The following is a 17829-nucleotide window of genomic DNA, read 5'->3' on the forward strand; positions in this document are numbered from 1 at the left end:
GCGTCTCCACTCGTGTGGAGAAATTCTCGACACCTGCCCTCGCTCCCGTGCTTGCGCTTCTCGCCGGTGCATGGCTCGCTACGATCCAGACGGCCGCGGAGAGCGCGGGCGGACTCGGCGTGCCCCTGGCGGCTCTGCTTGCGGGAGTCGGTTGGGCCTGGGGCAGGGAACTCGGGCGCCTGGTGGCCTGGAGCGCAGTGGGAGCGCTGCTGGTCTGGGGGAGTCCGGCCTCGGTCGGCGACTGCCTGGAGAGGTTGGACTCGTCCAGGCCGGTTACTCTGCTCGGTGACCAGGATTCGGGCTGGAATGTGAGCGAGACGGGTTGGAGGTCGACGTTCAGGGTGCGCCGGGTCCGCCAGGGGACAACCGTCCTGGGCTGCACCGCGAGAGTGGCTCTCAGCTTCGCAGGCGCCATGCCCCCGACCGACGCCGAATCAGTGCGAATCAAGGGCTTCTTGAGGAAATACGAGCCGCTCGGTAACGGTACCGACCGGCATCCGGTTCGGCCGAGCCGCCAGGGGCCTTGGAGAATGCACATCAAGAGCACTCGGTTCTGGACCGCCGAGGAGACCGGGCTGAGATCGTCTCTGAATCCGAGCCGCATCGGGCGATGCGGGCGACGTTTGCGCGAATGGGTCGAGGCGAGCTTCACCAGGGCCGGATCGGGACCGGGCGTCGGGGCGGCTCGGGCTCTGGTCCTCGGGGATAGAGCCGGCCTCGAGGCCGGATTCCAACGCTCTCTGCGTCGTTTCGGTCTCTCGCACTTGTTCGCGGTTTCCGGTCTCCACGTCGCGCTGGTCGCGCTTCTTGCTCACTGGCTCTTGCGCGGCTTGCGGCACCTTCCGCGGTTGGGGCTCACTTCGCTAGCGGTAGTCGGCTATCTGGTGCTGGTAGGTGCCCGGCCGTCGATCATTCGTGCCACGGCTATGGCATTGCTCTCCTTCGGGGCCGTCTGCAGTCAGCGTCCCGTACATTCACGCCAGGCGCTATGCCTTTCGGCCGGCGCCCTGGTGTTCGTCGACCCATCATTGGTATTGAATCTGGGGTATCAGCTGACGGTCTCCGCCACCGCCGGGATCCTCTGGGTGGCACCCGCTCTGGCCGACCGCTGGCAGGTCCTGCCAGGGCCACTGCGTCGATCGTTGGCGGCTACGGTCGGCGCCCAGGTGACGAGCCTGCCCTGGACCGCCAGCACCTTCTCGCTGGTTCACCCGCTCGCCCCGGCTTTGAACCTGGTCGCCATACCGTGGATGGCGTTCTTCGCGCTGTGTTCCTTCGTTGGATCCGCTCTGCTCCAGCTGGTACCGGCGAGCCGCGCCTGGGTGGCGGCTGCGCTCGACGCGGGGATCGAGCCCGTGTCCTGGCTGTCGAGCCTGCCGCCGAGTCGCTGGATTGCTTTTCCGGTAGCCCTCACCTTCTTCCAAGCGATGCTCCTGGCGGCGAGCCTGCTGGCGACTCTCTTGTCGCGGCCGGCCGTCCCTCGTCTGCTCGGCTTGGCGGTAGTCGGGCTCCTCTTGCGTGGTCCGGCGATGTCGAGTGTTGCCGAGTTGATCGCGATCGATGTCGGCCAAGGCGACGCCATCGTGCTTCACGACGGCGAGTCGGTGGTCTTGGTCGACGGCGGCGGTTGGCGCCGCGGAGATATCGCCGCCTCCGTTCTGGTCCCGACCTTGGCTCGACTCGGGATTCGAGGCGTGTCCGCGGCCGTGCTCACTCATCCCGACATCGACCACTGCCGGGGGCTGTTGGATCTCTCCTATTACCTGCCGATCGACCGACTTTGGAGCGGGGCCGCCGCCAACACGTCGCCATGCGCTCGAGATCTGCTGGCTCGGCCGCGCATCCGTTGGCGCAAGCTCTGGCGGGGCGAGTCGCTGCGGGTCGGCCGGATATCGCTCGAGGTCTTGCACCCCGGAGCCGGGTCCAGCAGCCGAGACAACGATTCCTCGGTCGTAATGCGTGCAGTTCTCGATGGCCGTTCGATTCTGTTGACCGGCGATGTCGAGGCCAGAAGCGAGAGGAGTATCCTCGCCCGCCACCCGCCGGACAGGCTCCGAAGCCAGGTCCTCAAGTTGGCTCACCATGGCAGCAGGACCTCGACGACGGATCGCTTTCTTGCTGCGATCAGTCCGCGCGTCGCGGTGGCGTCGGCGGGCCGGCGGAATCGCTACGGCCATCCCTCCGAAGAGGTCCTGAAGCGTTGTCGCCGACGCCGGGTTCCGGTCGCTCGAACCGATCGAGACGGCATGATCCGGCTACCGCTCGAGCCGCACGTCTTCGAGCGTGGGCGGTGACCAGGATCGGCGGGATCGAGACGAGATGGCGGTATCTCGACGGCGGGACTGGCTTAGACTGCGGACTCATGGACGAACTGCTGGTGATCCTGGGTCCGACCGCGACCGGCAAGAGCGGGCTCGGGATGCGTCTCAGTCGTCACCTCGATGGCGAGATCGTGAATGCGGACGCGCTTCAAGTCTACAGGGAGCTCGACATCGGTACCGACAAACCCACGACCGAGGAGCGCGAGCTGGTTCCGCACCATCTGATCGATCTCAAGGCTCCCGAGGAGAGGTTCTCGGCCGGGGAGTTCGCCCGAGCGGCTCGCGCGGTGATCTCGGAGGTGAGCTCGAGAGGGAAGTCGGCGATTCTGGTCGGCGGATCAGGGCTCTATCTGCGGGCGCTTCTGGAGGGAATCAACGAGATTCCCGAGGTCCCGGCGCGGGTGCGCTCCGGGCTGCGCCAGAGGCTCGAGGTCGAAGGCCTGGCCGAGCTCAGAAGCGAGCTTCGCCGGATCGATCCGATCACCGAAGCGCGGCTCGCATCGGGTGACACCCAGAGAGTTCTGAGGGCGCTCGAGGTGGCGGAAGCGACCGGCACTCCGCTGTCCGCATGGCTTGCTCGAGAGCTGCCCAAGAGGCCCAAAATCGACGCCAGGAAGGTAGGTTTGACGCTCCCGAGAGCGCTCTTGTACGATCGCATCCGCTCCCGGGTGGAGTCGATGTTGGACGCCGGATGGGTCCATGAAGTGGAATCCCTGCTCGATCGTGGCTATTCCGGAGAAGAGCCTGCCTTCCAAGCCATTGGCTACCGACAGCTCGTCCAACACCTCCGAGGGGGAGTATCGCTCGGCGAGGCAATGGAGGATACGATTCGGTCCACGCGTCGGTATGCGAAACGACAGCTCACCTGGTTTCGAAAAGACCCGGCCGTGGCCTGGTTCGATGCCTCCGACCCAAAGCGCCTGGATCGAGAGGTCTTGGCGTGGCTCCGAAGTTGACCTGCAGACCTGCTGACCTGCTGACCTGCTGAGATGTCGAGATGCTGAGTTCGTCGAATCCTGTCCGCGGGGCCGCCGGTCTTCTGGCGTCCCTGGCGATTCTGGCTGCCGGTTGCGCGGTGCCGACCGCACCGGCACCGACGACGGGCCTTGAGTCTCGGGAAGCGGCCTATCTGCAGTCGCCCTTGATCGGCTATCCCCGCAGTCTCTCGGCGTCCGAAGCCGAGACACTTCGGAGCGCTCATAGGAGTTTGCTGGCCGGAGAGAACGCCGCCGCCGTCGCCGAGGTGGCGCTCATGCTGCTCGAGGCCAACCCGGACCTCGACCCGGCCCAGATTCTCTGGGCTCAGTCGGATTTCATAAGCGGTCACTACGCGGCGGCGTTCGATCGCGCCCATCCCGTGGCCGAACGCTTCCCGGACTATCTCGGGGCGCAGCTGGTTGCGGGTCGCTCCGCGGAGAAGCTCGACCGCATCAAGTCCGCGTTCGAGGCCTATCGCCGGATAGCCGATCGCTCGGGTCTGGCCAATCGCCGGGCGGAGGAGCTCTTTCCGCGCGCGATCGAGATCGCGGTGCTGCGAACCGAGGATCTGCTGGAGAAGGGCCGGGTCGAAGAAGCCGGAGCGGAGCTCGAGCAACTCGAGTCCTGGGCTTCGGACGAGATCCGGACGCTCGAGCTCGTGGCTCGCTATTCCGCGGTGGCGGGGGCCCCGGAGAGGGAACTGACCGCGGTCAAGAGACTTATCGAGTTCGATCCCTCGGACGAGTTGCTCCGGCGCCGGGCGCGACTCGAAATGGAGGCCGGCGACGCCGGCGAGGGTCTGCGGATTCTGGAAGAGCTGACTCGGCAGAATCCCGAGGACTACGAGTTGGCCCTCGAGCTCGACAGGGCGAAGTTTCGCTGGCGCCTCGACCTGCTGCCGGCGGAGGTGCGAGGCCTTTTGGAGCTGCCGGAGCTGACGCGAGCCGACTTCGCTAAGCTGCTTTTTTGGCTGTTCCCGGATGTTCGCTACGGGCGGTCGTCGCAGGGCAGAATCGCTTCGGATATTCTGGACCATCCCCATCGGCAGGAGATTGCCCGGGTGATCAACCTGAATCTGATGACAGTCGATTCGACACTGCATCTGTTCCACCCCGAGCGTTCTCTGAGACGGCAGGACGGCCTCGAGAGCGTCTTGAGAATCCTGAGCCGACGGAGGCCGAGACCGGCCTGCCTCGGCAGCGCCGACCCGAGCCTCAGGATGTCGGTGGAAAGGCTCTGCGCCCTGGCCGCTCGGTGCGGGTTCTTTCCCGAGTCCGGAGATTGTCTGCCCGAGGCAACGGCTTCTGGCCGGTTCGTCGAAACCATCGGTTTCGCCGCGCTCGACGTTCTGGGAGCAGAATGAATCTCACGATTCCCAATCTGATCTCGCTGGTCCGGATGGGGCTCACGCCTCTGTTCATTATCGCCGTCCTGGAACAGGAGCCTCAGCGCGCCCTCGCCATCTTCGCTATCGCCGGAGTGACGGACGCTCTCGACGGACTGATCGCTCGCTACTTCAACCAGAGATCGGCTCTCGGTGCGTATCTGGACCCGATCGCCGACAAGCTCCTGCTGACTGCCGCCTTCGTGATTCTGGCGATCCCGAATACGCATACCGGAGTCCTCATCCCGCTTTGGATCACGGTGCTCGTGCTGGCTCGGGACATCACGATTCTGGTCGTGTCCCTGGTCCTTCAGCTCGCCGTTTCGATCAAAGAGTTCTCTCCAATGGGATTGAGCAAGGTCAATACGGCCCTGCAGATCACCGTAATCATCCTGGTTCTCATCAGCGGGCTGACGCCTTCGGTGGATGCGCTGGCCGTGGGCACACTCTATGTCGTGGCCGGTCTGACGGTTCTGTCCGGTCTGCTCTATATTCAACACGTGAACAAGCTGCTGGCGAAGCATCAACGTGCGAAAACCTGATCCCGCGATTCTCAGACTGATCGTATTCCTGGGCGGCCTGGTGGTGCTGCTGACGCTGCTGATCGTCTTCCGGAAGGTTTTCTTGCCGCTGCTGCTGGGACTCCTGGTGGCCTATCTGCTCGATCCCGCGGTGACCTGGTTCGAGCGGCACCGAAGGTCTCGTCTGTTCGGGGTCGTGGTGATCGCCGCGGCTCTGATCGTGGCGCTGGTCCTGGTGGCTGTGTTCCTGGTTCCGGCGCTGGGCAACCAGCTCGAGCGGCTGGCCGACCGGCTGCCCGAGTATCAGAGGCAGATGCGAGCCCAGCTCGAACCCCTCTTTGCCCGGCTCGAAGCCAGATACCCCGCCGAGATCGAGGACTTTCAGGCCCGGTTCGTCGAGAGCGTTCGCGAGAACTTCCCCGAATTGGCGGGGTCGATCGGCCGGGCTGCCAAAGGGGTCTTCAGCAACCTCTTCGGCTTCGTTTTGGCTCTCCTGAACCTGGTCTTCGTCCCGGTCTTTGCCTTCTACCTGCTCGTCGATCTGCCGAAGCTGAAGAAGGCGCTCCTGGGGCTGATTCCGCTGGCCTATCAGGAGGTTGTCGTCGCTCGGGTGGTCGAGGTGGACAGGGCGATATCGAGCTTTGTCCGCGGGCAGCTCGTCATCGCGATCATCTTGGCAGCGATCAACGCTCTTGGACTGCTGATTCTGGACGTCCCGTTCGGACTCGGCATCGGTCTGATTGCCGGGCTCGCCAACATGATCCCCTATATGGCCCTGGTCGTGGGCTTGATCCCGGCGCTCGCCCTGGCTTGGGCCGAGCATCAGGAGATCGCCCGGCTGATCGGCGTGGCGGTGGTGTTCGGTGGCGCACAGGCGCTCGAGGGGATGGTTCTGAGCCCGCGGATTTTGGGCAAGAGTGTCAACCTCCACCCGGTGTGGGTGCTTCTCGCGATCATCGCGGGGGGTAGTTTTTTCGGCTTCGTCGGCATGCTCGCGGCCGTGCCGGTCGCCGCGTCGATCCAGGTTTTCGCCAAGCACTGGATCGAGATCTATCGAAACTCGGCCGTCTACCGGAGCACGCCTCCAGCCGCGGCGACCGCCGGTGGATCACCAGAAGCCCGGGAGCAGAAGTGAGCTCGTTCGTTCATCTGCACCTTCACAGCCAGTACAGCCTGCTGGACGGTGCCAATCGGCTCGATGACGTCATCGGGGCCGCCAAGGCGGCGGGGATGTCGTCGTTGGCCCTCACCGACCACGGCAACCTCTTCGGCGCCGTCGAGTTCTACAAGCGTGCCCGTCGTCAGGGTATGAACCCGATCGTCGGCATGGAAGCCTATGTCGCCCAGGGCAGTCACACGGCGCGCGAGCGCGGTAAGGCCTCGAGCAATCACCTCGTTCTGTTGGCCAAGAACGAGACCGGCTACCGCAACCTGATCAAGCTCACCTCCAAGTCGTACCTCGAAGGCTTCTACTACAAGCCCCGGATCGATAAGGAGCTGCTGCGCGAGCACGGTGAGGGCCTAATCGGGCTCTCTGCCTGTCTCAAAGGAGAAGTGATCGAAAAGATTCTGCAGCATCGGCAGGCCGAGGCCGAAGCGACCGCGAGGGAGTTTCGGGACATTCTCGGTGAGGACAACTTCTATCTCGAGATGCAGGACCATGGCATCGAAGAACAGAAGGCTTCGAACGAGATCTTGCGACGGATCTCGAAGAAGACCGAAATCCCGCTGGTGGTTACAAATGACTGCCACTATCTCCGCAAGGACGACGCGTTCGCGCACGACGTTCTGTTGTGTATCGGGACCCAGAAGGTCCTGAGTGATCAGGAGCGTTTGCGCTACGCCAGCGACGAGTTCTACCTCAAGACGGCAGACGAGATGTTTCAGCTCTTCCCCGACGACGTCCAGGCGGTCGAGAACACGGCCCGGATCGCCGAGCGCTGCAATCTCGAGATTCCGATGGGCGAGTTCTTTCTGCCGGATTTCCCCGTGCCGGCGGGGCACAGCCTCAACAGCTACTTCGAGGAAGTCGTGCGTCACGGACTCGATCGCCGGCTGGACGAGATCCGCCGGCGCCGAGCCGATGTGCTGGAAAAGTTCCCCGAGGATATCTACCGGCAGCGGCTCGATCGGGAGGTTGCGGTCATCCGGAACATGGGCTTTGCCGGCTACTTCCTGACGGTCTGGGACTTCATTCGTTATGCCCGCGAGCGCGACATTCCGGTCGGGCCCGGAAGAGGGTCGGCGGCAGGCTCCCTGGTGTCGTACGCGCTCCGGATTACCGATATCGATCCACTTCAGTACGGACTCCTATTCGAGCGCTTTCTCAACCCGGAGCGCGTCAGCCTGCCGGACATCGACATCGATTTCTGCATGCGCCGCCGCGGCGAGGTGATTCAGTACGTCAACCAAAAGTACGGGCGCGATCATGTCGCCCAGATCATCACCTTCGGAACTCTGGCGGCCAAGGCGGTGCTGCGCGACGTGGGACGGGTCATGGGCGTGCCCTACACCAAGGTGGACCAGGTCGCCAAGCTGATACCGGACCTGACTCGCTCCCTGACCGAAGCTGTGGAATCGAGCCCGCCGCTGGCCGGTGCGATCAACGGAGATGCCGATCTCGGCAAGGTGGTGGATGTCGGCAAGCGCCTGGAGGGACTGACCCGGCATGCCTCGCTGCACGCCGCCGGTGTGGTCATCACGCCCCAACCGACCCAGGAGCTGGTGCCGTTGTTCAAGACCAGCAAGGACGAGGTGGTCACCCAGTGGGACAAGGACGTCATCGAGGAGCTGGGTTTGCTCAAGATGGACTTCCTCGGGCTGCGCACGCTCACCGTACTGGACGATGCGCTCCGAACCCTGAGATCGCAGGGTATCGATCTCGACCTCGACAACCTCCCGCTCGACGATTCCGAGGTCTACAGGCTGTTTCAGGAGGGCAGGACCAGCGGCATCTTCCAGTTCGAGTCTTCGGGAATGAGAGATCTCCTCAAGCGGGCTCAGCCCTCGAAGTTCGAGGATCTCGCGGCCTTCAACGCGCTCTACCGCCCCGGCGCCCTGTCCGTTGGGATGGTGGAGGAGTACATCAAGCGCAAGCTGGGCAAGAAGAGAGTCAGCTACGTGGTGCCCGAGGCCGAGCCGATCCTGAGCGAGACCTACGGAGTGATCGCCTACCAGGAGCAGGTGATGCAGCTTGCCGTGGAGCTCGCCGGATTCACGCTCGCCGATGCCGATCTCCTGCGCAAGGCCATGGGCAAGAAGAGCGCCGAGGCGATGGCCAAAGAGCGCGAGAAGTTCATTCAGGGAGCGATCGGCAAGGGGATTCCCAAGGCCAAGGCTCGAAAAACCTGGGAGTACATCGAACCGTTCGCGGGCTACGGCTTTAACAAGAGTCACAGTGTGGCCTACGCGATGCTGGCCTATCGGACCGCCTATTTGAAAGCGCATCATCCGGTGGCGTTCATGGCCGCGATGCTGACCTCGGAGATGGCCTCTAAGGACAACGTCGCCAAGTACATGCGCGAGTGCAAAGAGACCGGCATTCCGGTCGAGCCTCCGGACGTCAACGAGAGCAACTGGTCCTTTACCGTCGTGGACGACAAGATCCGCTTCGGCCTGGGCGCGATCAAGGGCGTGGGCTCCTCCGCGGTCGAGGCGATTCTGGAGGCCCGCAGGCACGTCGGGCGATTCGAGGACCTCTCGCACTTTGCCGGCGCGGTCGATCTCAAGGCCGTCAATCAGAAGGTGTTCGAGATGCTGATCAAATCGGGGAGCTTCGATAGCTTGGGCGTGCATCGAGCGGCCCTACTCGAATCGGTCGGGAGAATCGTCGATTTCGCGCAGCAGCAGCAACGGGCTCACGAGCAGGGCCAAAGTAGTCTGTTCTCGGCCGACACGCTACCGACCCCGAAGCCCGATCCCTCGGCACCGGAGTGGAGCGAGCCCGAGCGGCTGCGCTGCGAGAAGGAGGCTCTGGGGCTCTACCTGACCGGCAATCCACTGAGCGAGCACGAAGACATTCTGAGCGCCAAGGTCACTCATACCGCGACGAGTCTCGAGAACGCGGAGGGCTCGGTTGTCGTGGGCGGGATCGTGAGCGCGATGCGCCGAATCAAGATCAAGAGCGGTCGCAACGCCGGCAAGTTCATGGCGCGTTTCATTCTCGAAGATTTCGAGGGAGCCATTCCGGTCGCGGTGTTCTCGAGCCAGCTGGAGAAGTTCGGAAAGTATCTGGTGGACGAGGCGATCGTGCTCGTCAAGGGCATCGTCAGGGAGCGCGGCAGCGATTCCGAGCTGACGATCGAAGAGGTGACCCCGCTTGCCGAGCTTCGCCGCCAAGCCGTTTCACGCCTCGACGTCGTGATCCAGAGTGGACTCTCGGAGAACCAAATGATGGCGCTCAGAGATTGCCTCATCGAGCATCACGGTGAAGTGCCAGTGCACCTGCAGCTCGACACCGGCAAACAGAAGGTCGACATCACGCCCGAGGACCGTTTTCGGGTCGCTCCATCCGCTGGGTTCATGAAGTCCGTCGAGGAGATCGTCGGTCGCGGAAATGTCCACAAGCGCTTCCCGGCGTGAGCTCGACAAGGGGCAACCTGTTCACCGCGCTGCCCGGCGAAGCGCGGGCGGTGATCGAGCAAGCGCTCGAGCTCGGCCGCCGTTGTGGGATCGACGTCTTCCTCGTTGGCGGTGCCGTTCGCGACCTCTACCTCGACGAGCCGGTCTACGATGTGGATCTGGTTTGGGTGGGGCCGGGAGAGCCAGCGAATCTCTCACTCAGGTTCGCTGAGCTCTTCGACTGCGAGTTCACCTATCATCCCGAGTTCCTGACCGCCAGCTTCATGACCCCGAGTGGGCTGCGTGTGGATCTGGGCCGAGCGCGTTCGGAGTTCTACAGGAAGCCGGCGGCGCTGCCCTCGGTTCGACCCGGCGACCTTAGGGACGATCTTGTTCGGCGTGATTTCGCGGTGAATGCCATGGCAGTGCCTCTGGAGGAACCGGATCGGCTGGTCGATCCCTGCGGGGGAGCGAAGGATCTCGAGCACAGACGGCTCAGAGCGCTGCACGCACGGTCCTTTCAGGACGATCCGACTCGTATTCTGCGAGGGCTGGAGTTGGCCGTGCGGCGCGGCTTCAGGTTCGATTCCGCAACTCGAGCTCGAGCCGAGGAAGCGATCCGGGAGGAGTACCTGGCGCTCGTGAGCGGCACCCGACTGGCTCATGAGCTAGCCCGCCTGCTGTCGTCTCCGCGCCGGGCGGTTTCCGCCGCGGAATGGCTGCGCGCCTTCGATATCGATCGAGCCCTGCACGAGGAGTTTCGAATCGACGGCCGAGGCCTCGAGCGCCTGGGCCGGATGGCCGATTGGAGCGGTCCCGAAAGAGACTCCGAGGCACAGGTCTCGACGCCCTACTGGGTTGTTGCCCTGACGGCCCTGCTTTGGGAAAGGCCGCGGTCGACGAGGCGGTATTTGGCCGATCGGCTGAGCCTCGGCCGTGGCGAAGCCAGATGGCTCGAAAGCGGACCCGAGCGGATCGGCCCGCTGCTCGTGTCTGGCTCGGCGATAGAATTCTCGATCGAGGGGATGGCCGATCTCTACGCACTGCTTTCTCGAGACGAGGCCCGGCTCGCTGGCTTGCTCGTATCCGGCGACCAGGCGGACGTGCTTGGCAGAGCTCGCAAGCTCGCCGGGGTCGAGCTCGGAATCGGCGGGGAGGATCTGCTGGCAGCCGGCGCGCCCGCGGGGCCGCGGATCGGAGCCGCCTTGGATGCGACCTTGAAGGCCCGGCGGGCGGGCAGAATCGAAGAGCAGCAGGAGCTGGAGTTCGCGCTCGAGTGGCTGGGCCGAGAGGACCGGGGCGATGCCGAGCCGTAGAGCCGCGATGGCGCTAGCGCTGTCGCTCGGGTGCCTCGCGGGCCTCCCCGGAGAGGCAGACGACCAAGCCGAAGGCGCGTCTGCGGTGGACCGCCGGAGCCACGAGTTGGTTCGATTGGATTGCGCCAGTGGAGCGCTGAGCCGAAACCTATCCCTGTTCGCCAATGGCACCGTTCGGATCCGAGACAAGGGCGGTCCCGACCCGGGACTGCGGTTGGCGGAGCTCGAAGAGAGCGAGCTGCTCGGCTTCCGGGCGCGGCTCGCGGAGATCGATCTGTCGAAGACGAGCTCTCCAATTCGGGGGCCCAGCAGTGAGACTTTCGAGCAATGCCGGCTACGTTTGGAGTTGACCAGCGGGGTCATCGACGAGTACCGGTTCCCACGAATGGCGGCCCTGCCGCTGGCTCTCGGCAGAGCGTTGGCCGTTCTGGATGATCTGACCGTACTCGCTGAGGAACGCCAGCGACTATCGGCCGGACTCCCGGCGAGCTATGAAGCTCGAGTCGGTGACGTCCTGGTCAAGGCCGACGGCAGCAGGTACCGGGTCGTGCGTGCGACCGCCGAGGGCGACGGGGTCGAGATCATCGCGCTCGAAAGCCCGCTGGTGCTGTACCTCGCGCGCGAGAGCGTCCGAGGCGAGTTCGTTGCTGTCGAGAGCCGTCGCAAGCGTCGACCGCGGGAAGACCGTTGAAGATCGGTGCGGGCGCATTGCGCGGGCGTCCTCTGAAGGTAGCCGAGGGAGTTCGACCGACCAGTGGCAGAAGCAAGGAGGCCCTCTTTTCTCGCTGGCAGGCGACGTTGCCGGGCTGCTCGTTTCTCGACCTGTTCGCCGGCAGCGGCGGCATGGGGCTGGAGGCGGTGAGTCGGGGAGCTCGCGAAGCGGTGCTGGTGGAGAGATCGGCTCGCGCGCTGAAAGCGCTGCGGGGCAATTGCGAGCGGCTGGCTCCGGAGAGCTGCGTAGTCATCCGGGCCGAGCTACCCGAACTGCCCGGCGCCGTGCTGAGGCATCCTCGCTTCGAACACGTTTTTGCCGATCCACCGTACGACTTCGACAGCTATGATCCGCTACTCGAGCAGATCGCCAGGGTACTTGCTGCCGGCGGCGAGGCCGCGATCGAGCACTCGCGCCGCGTCGAGATCAACGAATCGGTGGTGGGTCTGGCGTCGAGCGGGTCGAGAAGCTACGGCGAAAGCGTGTTGAGCTTCTACGTCCGGTCGGGGGCTCGACCGCTTTCGGCAGGTCCTGAAGTCGGACGGTTGGGCTGAAGAGTCAGTTCTCGGTTCGGACCGCGGCCCGCTGAAGCTGGTAGCCGAGCTCCTCGAGAAAGATCCTCAGATCCACGGCCTTGGTCGCCACGCCGTTCTTCGGGGCCAGGCGCGTCGGCGCGAAGCTGAGAACCGCCTTGATGCCGGCGCCAATCAGACGATCGTAGATCTCCTGGGCCGAGTCCGGAGGAACCGCGAGCACGGCGATCTCCGCCTTGGTTTCGGCAACCACCTTGGAGAGATCCTTCGGGCTGTAGATTCGGACCTCGCCGATGCTCTGTCCGATCTTGTCGGGGTCGTGATCGATAGCCGCCACGACGCGAAACGAGCGGTCGTCAAAACTCAGAAAGCGTGCCAGAGCACTGCCGAGGTTTCCCGCCCCGACAATCAGTATCGAGTGCGTACGATCGAGACCCAGATGACCGCTCAGTCGCTTGGTCAGCTGGTCGACGTCGTAACCGACGCCGCGAGTGCCGAACTCGCCGAAGTGGGCGAGGTCCTTGCGAATCTGCGCGGCCGACAGATGGAAACGACTCGCCAGCTCGAGCGACGACACCGTGTCGACGCCTTCGGCCCTCAGTTCTCGCAAACAGCGCAAGTAGAGGGACAGGCGATTCAGCGTGAGCGATGAGACTTCGGCTGGGGGCATGAAGGATCAGAGAGCGCCGAGGGCGTTGGCGAACCAGTCCAGGATTCGCGCCGGCCAGATACCGAGCAGAAGGGTTCCGGCGGCACCGATCACGATGGCTGCCGTGGCGCCGAAGTCTCGCATCGGGCCGCCGCCGTCGGTCGCGGCCAACGCCGGCTTTCGGATTTCGGGCATCATGTAGAGCGTGTAGACGACGCGCAGGTAGTAGTAGACGCCGAGCAGGCTGGTGAGCACGATCGCCAGGGCCAGCATGACATGGCCGCTCTGGAGGGCGTGCAGAAACACCAGGTACTTTCCGACGAAGCCGAGGGTCGGTGGAATTCCGCCGAGGGACAGCAGGCACACGGTCAGGCAGATTCCGAGCAGCGGGAAGCGGTAACCCCAGCCGCCCAGATCCGCGATCAGGTGTTGCTCGCCGGGCTCGCTGTAGAGACGGCCCGCCGCGATGAAGGCCCCGGCGTTCATCAGGGCGTAGGCGACGAAATAGACGAAGATTGCCTCCCGCGAGGCGTCGCCAAGACCCACCAGGGGAACCAGGAGATAGCCCATGTGCGCCACGCCCGAGTAGGCGAGCATCCGCTTGAGGTCTCGCTGCGCCAGCGCCAGGAGGTTGCCGACCAGCATCGAAAACACCGCCAGCAGCGCGAGCACCCTGTCCCAGCTGTGGACGTCTATGGCCAGAGTCAGCTCGGTGATTCGTACCAGCACCACCGCGCTCGCCGCCTTGGGCGCGACCGAAAGAAACGCTACGAATGGGGAGGGAGCCCCCTGATAGACATCGGGAGCCCAGGCGTGGAACGGAGCGATGCTCATCTTGAAGGCGAATCCGCAGACCAGCAGCAAAAAGCCGATCAATAACATCGGCGAGCCGCTGCTCAAAACCGCCGAGCCCGACATGCGCGCCAGGTTGGTCGTGCCCGCCTCGCCGTAGATGAGGGCAATTCCCAGGAGCACGAAGCCGCTGACAAAGGCCCCGTTGAGGAAGTACTTGATGCCTGATTCAGTGGATACGTTCAGCCGTCGGTGGAAGGCCGCGAGCGCGTAGAGGCAGACGGAAAGCAGCTCCAGCGCCAGGAAGAGGCTGATCAGCTCCGCGGTTCGGGCCATCAGCAGGGCCCCGGTCCCGGCCCACAGCAGGAGCGCGGTGTATTCGCCGGGAGGCAACTTCTCTCGGAGCAGGTAGCTGTGCGAGCCGAGTAACGCCATCGCAAGGCACAGCAGAACGACCCAGCGAATGCCGATCGAGAGCGGCGTCGTCTCGAGCAGCCCCCCGAAGCTCGCCCCATAGGTGGCACCGAGGCTCTGCCAGGCCGCGGCGACAACGGCGGCAAGGCCGAGCAGTGTCGTCAGAAGTCGCCGGTCTCCGAGGAAGGCATCGAGCAGCAGCACCAGCACCCCGACCCCCGAGAGAATCAACTCGGGATAGATGCCCATCAGGTCGGCGGCGGGAATCGAGTAGGCGTTAGCGGACATGGTTACTTGGCGTCCTCGGCTGGCTCAGCGTCTGCAGCCAGTCGAGCCAGCACAGGCTGCGACCGCACCTGCGGTGGCGCGAGGCGCAGGCGCGCGCTCGCGGGAGCGTCTCGCTCGATTCGAGCCGTGAAGGAGCGGTGCGCGGCCTCGAGCGCCGGTTCGACGGGCTTCAGGAAGAGCTGCGGAGCCAAGCCCAGAGCCAGCATGAGGACGGCGATCGGCGCGAGCGTGAGGATCTCGCGAATCGAGAGATCGTCGAGCGCCCGGTTCTCGGCCTTCGTAATCGGTCCCCATAGGGTTTCGTGAAGCAGCTTGAACAAGTAGACGGCCGCCAGAACGACGCCGAAGGCCGCGAGCGCGGTCGCCGGGATGAGGCCTGCCCGGTAACTGCCCGTAAGAATCAGGAACTCTCCGACAAAACCGTTCAGGCCCGGCAAGCCGACCGAAGCCAGGGAGCTGAAAACCAGGAAGAACGCGAACCACGGCATCACCTTGGCCAGACCGCCGAACTCCTCGAAGAGCTTGGTGTGGCGGCGCTCGTAGAGCATGCCGACGAGCAGGAAGAGAGCCCCGGTTGCCAAGCCGTGGTTGACCATCTGCATCAAGGCTCCCTGCCAGGCGATGAGATCGAATGCCGCCAAGCCGAGCACGACGAAGCCGAGATGCGCCACCGACGAATAGGCCACCAGGCTCTTCATGTCGACTTGCCGCCAGGCGACCAGCGCTCCATAGAGAATCCCGATGACCGCGAGTGTGATCAGGATCGAGCGGGACTCGACCGCAGCATGGGGGAACAAGGGCAGGGCAAAGCGCAGCAAACCGTAGGTTCCGAGCTTGAGAAGCACGCCGGCCAGGATGACCGAACCGCCCGTCGGGGCCTGGACGTGGGCGTCGGGAAGCCAGGTGTGGAAAGGAAACAAAGGCACCTTGATGGCGAACGCCAGAGCGAAGGCCGCGAAGAGCCACAGTTGTGGCTCGAGCGGAAGCTCGAGCCGGAGCAGGTCGTCGTAGGCGAACGACCAGCTGCCGAAGAGCTCGGCGTACTTGGCGGCCAGCCACACGATGCCGAGCAGCATGAGCAGGCTACCGGACATCGTGAAGAGGAAGAACTTGACCGCCGCGTAGATCCGCTTCTCGCTCCCCCAGACACCGATGATCAAATACATCGGTACCAGCATGATCTCCCAGAAGACGTAGAAGAGAAACAGATCATGGGCCAAGAGGGCTCCCTGGATGCCGGTAGTCAGGAGCATGAGAGAGGCGGCGTATCCCTTCCAGTGCCTGTCGATGCCTCGCCAGGAGGCGAGGATCACGATCGGTAGCAGGAACCCGGTGAGCACGACCAGTGGCATCGAGATGCCATCCATGCGTAGGTCATAGGAGATCCCGAAGCGCGGAATCCAAGTCAGAACCTCGTCGGAGAGGCTAAGAAAAACGCCATCCTTCATTCCCGCGGCGACGATTTGAATCGAGAGGCCGAGCTCGATCAGACCCGCGGCGAGCGCGACGCGACGGATCAGCCGCCGGTTGGCGCTCGGCAGGAGAGCGAGCACCAGAGCCGCCAGAGCCGGGAAGAAAACCACCTGAGTCAGAGAAGGCTCGGTGAGAAGCCTTATGAAGCTTCCGCTCATGATGCCAACACCCACCAGGCCAGCGCCAGCATGCCGAAGACCGCATAGAAGAGGTAGCTGCGAACGTTGCCGGTCGTCGTGAGCCGGCCCAGCTCGCCGGTGACTCGGGAGACGAAGGCCGGCGCGTGCACCGCACCCTCGACGAACACGCCGTCGACGACCTTCCAACAGAATCGTGCCAGGCCCGACAGCGGCCGGACCACGGAGGCGTCGTAGATTTCATCGACGTAGTACTTGTTGAAGAGCAGCTTGTGGGTGATGGGGAAGCGTAGGGCCCAGCGTTCGCCCCCGGCCAGAGCCCGGGGCTTGCCTCCGGGGGCGCCATAGAGCGTCCAGGCCAGGTAGATCCCCAGGCCCGCCACCGCCACCGACAGCGCCATCAGCACCAGCTCGACCAGCACCGAGGCATGGTGGCCGCCATGCTCCGAGAGCCCGGCCAGATGCACCTCGGCCACCACCGGCTCCAGATAGTGCCCGAACAGGTTCCAGTCGAACTCGCCCAGCTTCGGCAACCCGAGGTAGCCCGCCAGCACCGAGCCCACCGCCAACACCCCGAGCGGCACCGTCATCACCTTGGGCGATTCGTGCAGGTGAGCTCCTTGCTCCCGCGTCCCCCGAAACTCGCCCGTAAACGTCATGAACATCAGGCGGAACATGTAGAACGCCGTCAACCCCGCGGTCACCCAACCCACGGCCCACAGCACCTTCGACGAGCCCCAGGCCGCCGCCAGGATCTGGTCCTTCGAGAAAAACCCGGCCAGACCCGGGACCCCGGCGATCGCCAGCGTCCCGACGAGCATCGTCACGTAGGTCACCGGCAGCGCCTTCTTCAAACCCCCCATTTTGGTCATGTCCTGCTCGCCGCTCATCGCGTGGATCACCGAGCCCGAGGCCAGGAATAAAAGACCCTTGAAGAACGCGTGCGTCCCCAAATGAAAGATCGCCACCGAGTACGCCCCCACCCCCGCCGCCAGAAACATGTAGCCCAGCTGCGACACCGTCGAGTACGCCAGCACCTTCTTGATGTCCGTTTGCGCCAAACCGATCGTCGCCGCAAACAGAGCCGTCACCGCCCCGATCACCGCCACCAACATCCCCACCCCCGGCGCCAGCTGATAGAACGCGTTCGAACGCACCACCATGAACACGCCCGCCGTCACCATCGTCGCCGCGTGGATCAGCGCCGAGACCGGCGTCGGACCCGCCATCGCGTCCGGCAACCACACGTACAACGGTATCTGCGCGCTCTTGCCCACCGCCCCGATGAACAGGCACAGCGCCACGAACGACGCGAACGACATCCCCAAGACATACGGCTCGCCGGTCAGAGACAGACCGTGCGCATCCGCCTCGACCGCCGAGAAAATCGACAGGTAATCCAGCGTCCCGAACCGAGACACCAGCGCGAACAGACCCAACAGGAACGCAAAGTCCCCGATCCGGTTGACGATGAACGCCTTGCGCCCCGCGTACGGCGGAAACTCCTCCTCGTAGTAGAACCCGATCAGCAAGTACGAGCACAGACCCACACCCTCCCAACCCACGAAGGTCACCAGGTAGTTGTTGCCCAACACCAACAGCAGCATCGCACCCATGAACAGATTCATGTACACGAAGTAACGCTGGTAGCCCGACTCGTGACCCATGTAGCCCACCGAGTACACGTGGATCCAAAAACCCACGAACGTCACCACGAACATCATCACCGACGACAACGGGTCCAGCAGAAA

General features: G+C 64.2%; 13 protein-coding genes. 9 read left to right on the forward strand and 4 right to left on the reverse strand.

The genetic code is table 11. The features are described 5' to 3' along the window. Window positions 1-14 precede the first annotated feature (14 nt). From GY769_17945 to rsmD, 9 genes are all read left to right on the forward strand, one after another. Window positions 15-2294 (forward strand): DNA internalization-related competence protein ComEC/Rec2, encoded by a 2280-nt coding sequence (locus tag GY769_17945; GenBank protein MCP4203805.1) that lies wholly within the window; start codon window positions 15-17, stop codon window positions 2292-2294. A 68-nt stretch (window positions 2295-2362) separates the two neighbouring features. Next, the gene (gene miaA, locus GY769_17950) at window positions 2363-3277 is read left to right on the forward strand and encodes a tRNA (adenosine(37)-N6)-dimethylallyltransferase MiaA (protein MCP4203806.1); all 915 of its coding nucleotides are present in this window, start codon (window positions 2363-2365) and stop codon (window positions 3275-3277) included. A gap of 41 nt (window positions 3278-3318) precedes the next feature. Then, on the forward strand, window positions 3319-4662 hold the full coding sequence (locus GY769_17955; protein MCP4203807.1) for a hypothetical protein: 1344 nt from the start codon (window positions 3319-3321) through the stop codon (window positions 4660-4662). After that, window positions 4659-5225, forward strand: a complete 567-nt coding sequence (locus GY769_17960) for a CDP-alcohol phosphatidyltransferase family protein (GenBank protein MCP4203808.1) — start codon at window positions 4659-4661, stop codon at window positions 5223-5225. Before GY769_17955 ends, GY769_17960 begins: the two co-directional genes overlap by 4 nt. Beyond that, window positions 5212-6339: an AI-2E family transporter gene (locus GY769_17965; GenBank protein MCP4203809.1), complete on the forward strand. Its 1128-nt coding sequence runs from the start codon at window positions 5212-5214 to the stop codon at window positions 6337-6339. The genes GY769_17960 and GY769_17965 overlap by 14 nt, the downstream gene beginning before the upstream one ends. Beyond that, window positions 6336-9785 carry a DNA polymerase III subunit alpha gene (gene dnaE / locus GY769_17970; protein ID MCP4203810.1) on the forward strand — a complete coding sequence of 1150 codons (3450 nt, stop codon included), beginning with the start codon at window positions 6336-6338 and terminating at the stop codon, window positions 9783-9785. Before GY769_17965 ends, dnaE begins: the two co-directional genes overlap by 4 nt. Next, window positions 9782-11080, forward strand: a complete 1299-nt coding sequence (locus GY769_17975) for a CCA tRNA nucleotidyltransferase (protein ID MCP4203811.1) — start codon at window positions 9782-9784, stop codon at window positions 11078-11080. Before dnaE ends, GY769_17975 begins: the two co-directional genes overlap by 4 nt. Then, window positions 11067-11771: a hypothetical protein gene (locus tag GY769_17980; GenBank protein MCP4203812.1), complete on the forward strand. Its 705-nt coding sequence runs from the start codon at window positions 11067-11069 to the stop codon at window positions 11769-11771. Before GY769_17975 ends, GY769_17980 begins: the two co-directional genes overlap by 14 nt. After that, window positions 11768-12346, forward strand: a complete 579-nt coding sequence (gene rsmD / locus GY769_17985; GenBank protein ID MCP4203813.1) for a 16S rRNA (guanine(966)-N(2))-methyltransferase RsmD — start codon at window positions 11768-11770, stop codon at window positions 12344-12346. The genes GY769_17980 and rsmD overlap by 4 nt, the downstream gene beginning before the upstream one ends. Window positions 12347-12350: 4 nt before the next feature. Here rsmD and GY769_17990 read toward each other — a convergent pair whose 3' ends face one another. From GY769_17990 to nuoL, 4 genes are all read right to left on the reverse strand, one after another. Beyond that, window positions 12351-12995 (reverse strand): redox-sensing transcriptional repressor Rex, encoded by a 645-nt coding sequence (locus GY769_17990; protein MCP4203814.1) that lies wholly within the window; start codon window positions 12993-12995, stop codon window positions 12351-12353. 6 nt (window positions 12996-13001) lie between these two features. Beyond that, window positions 13002-14468 carry an NADH-quinone oxidoreductase subunit N gene (locus GY769_17995; protein ID MCP4203815.1) on the reverse strand — a complete coding sequence of 489 codons (1467 nt, stop codon included), beginning with the start codon at window positions 14466-14468 and terminating at the stop codon, window positions 13002-13004. 2 nt (window positions 14469-14470) lie between these two features. Next, window positions 14471-16099 carry an NADH-quinone oxidoreductase subunit M gene (locus GY769_18000; GenBank protein ID MCP4203816.1) on the reverse strand — a complete coding sequence of 543 codons (1629 nt, stop codon included), beginning with the start codon at window positions 16097-16099 and terminating at the stop codon, window positions 14471-14473. After that, a partial coding sequence (gene nuoL / locus GY769_18005) for an NADH-quinone oxidoreductase subunit L (GenBank protein MCP4203817.1) occupies window positions 16096-17829 on the reverse strand: 1734 nt, incomplete at its 5' end. The genes GY769_18000 and nuoL, both read right to left, overlap by 4 nt.

This window comes from bacterium (assembly GCA_024224155.1).
Classification (GTDB): Bacteria; Acidobacteriota; Thermoanaerobaculia; order Multivoradales; family JAHEKO01; genus CALZIK01.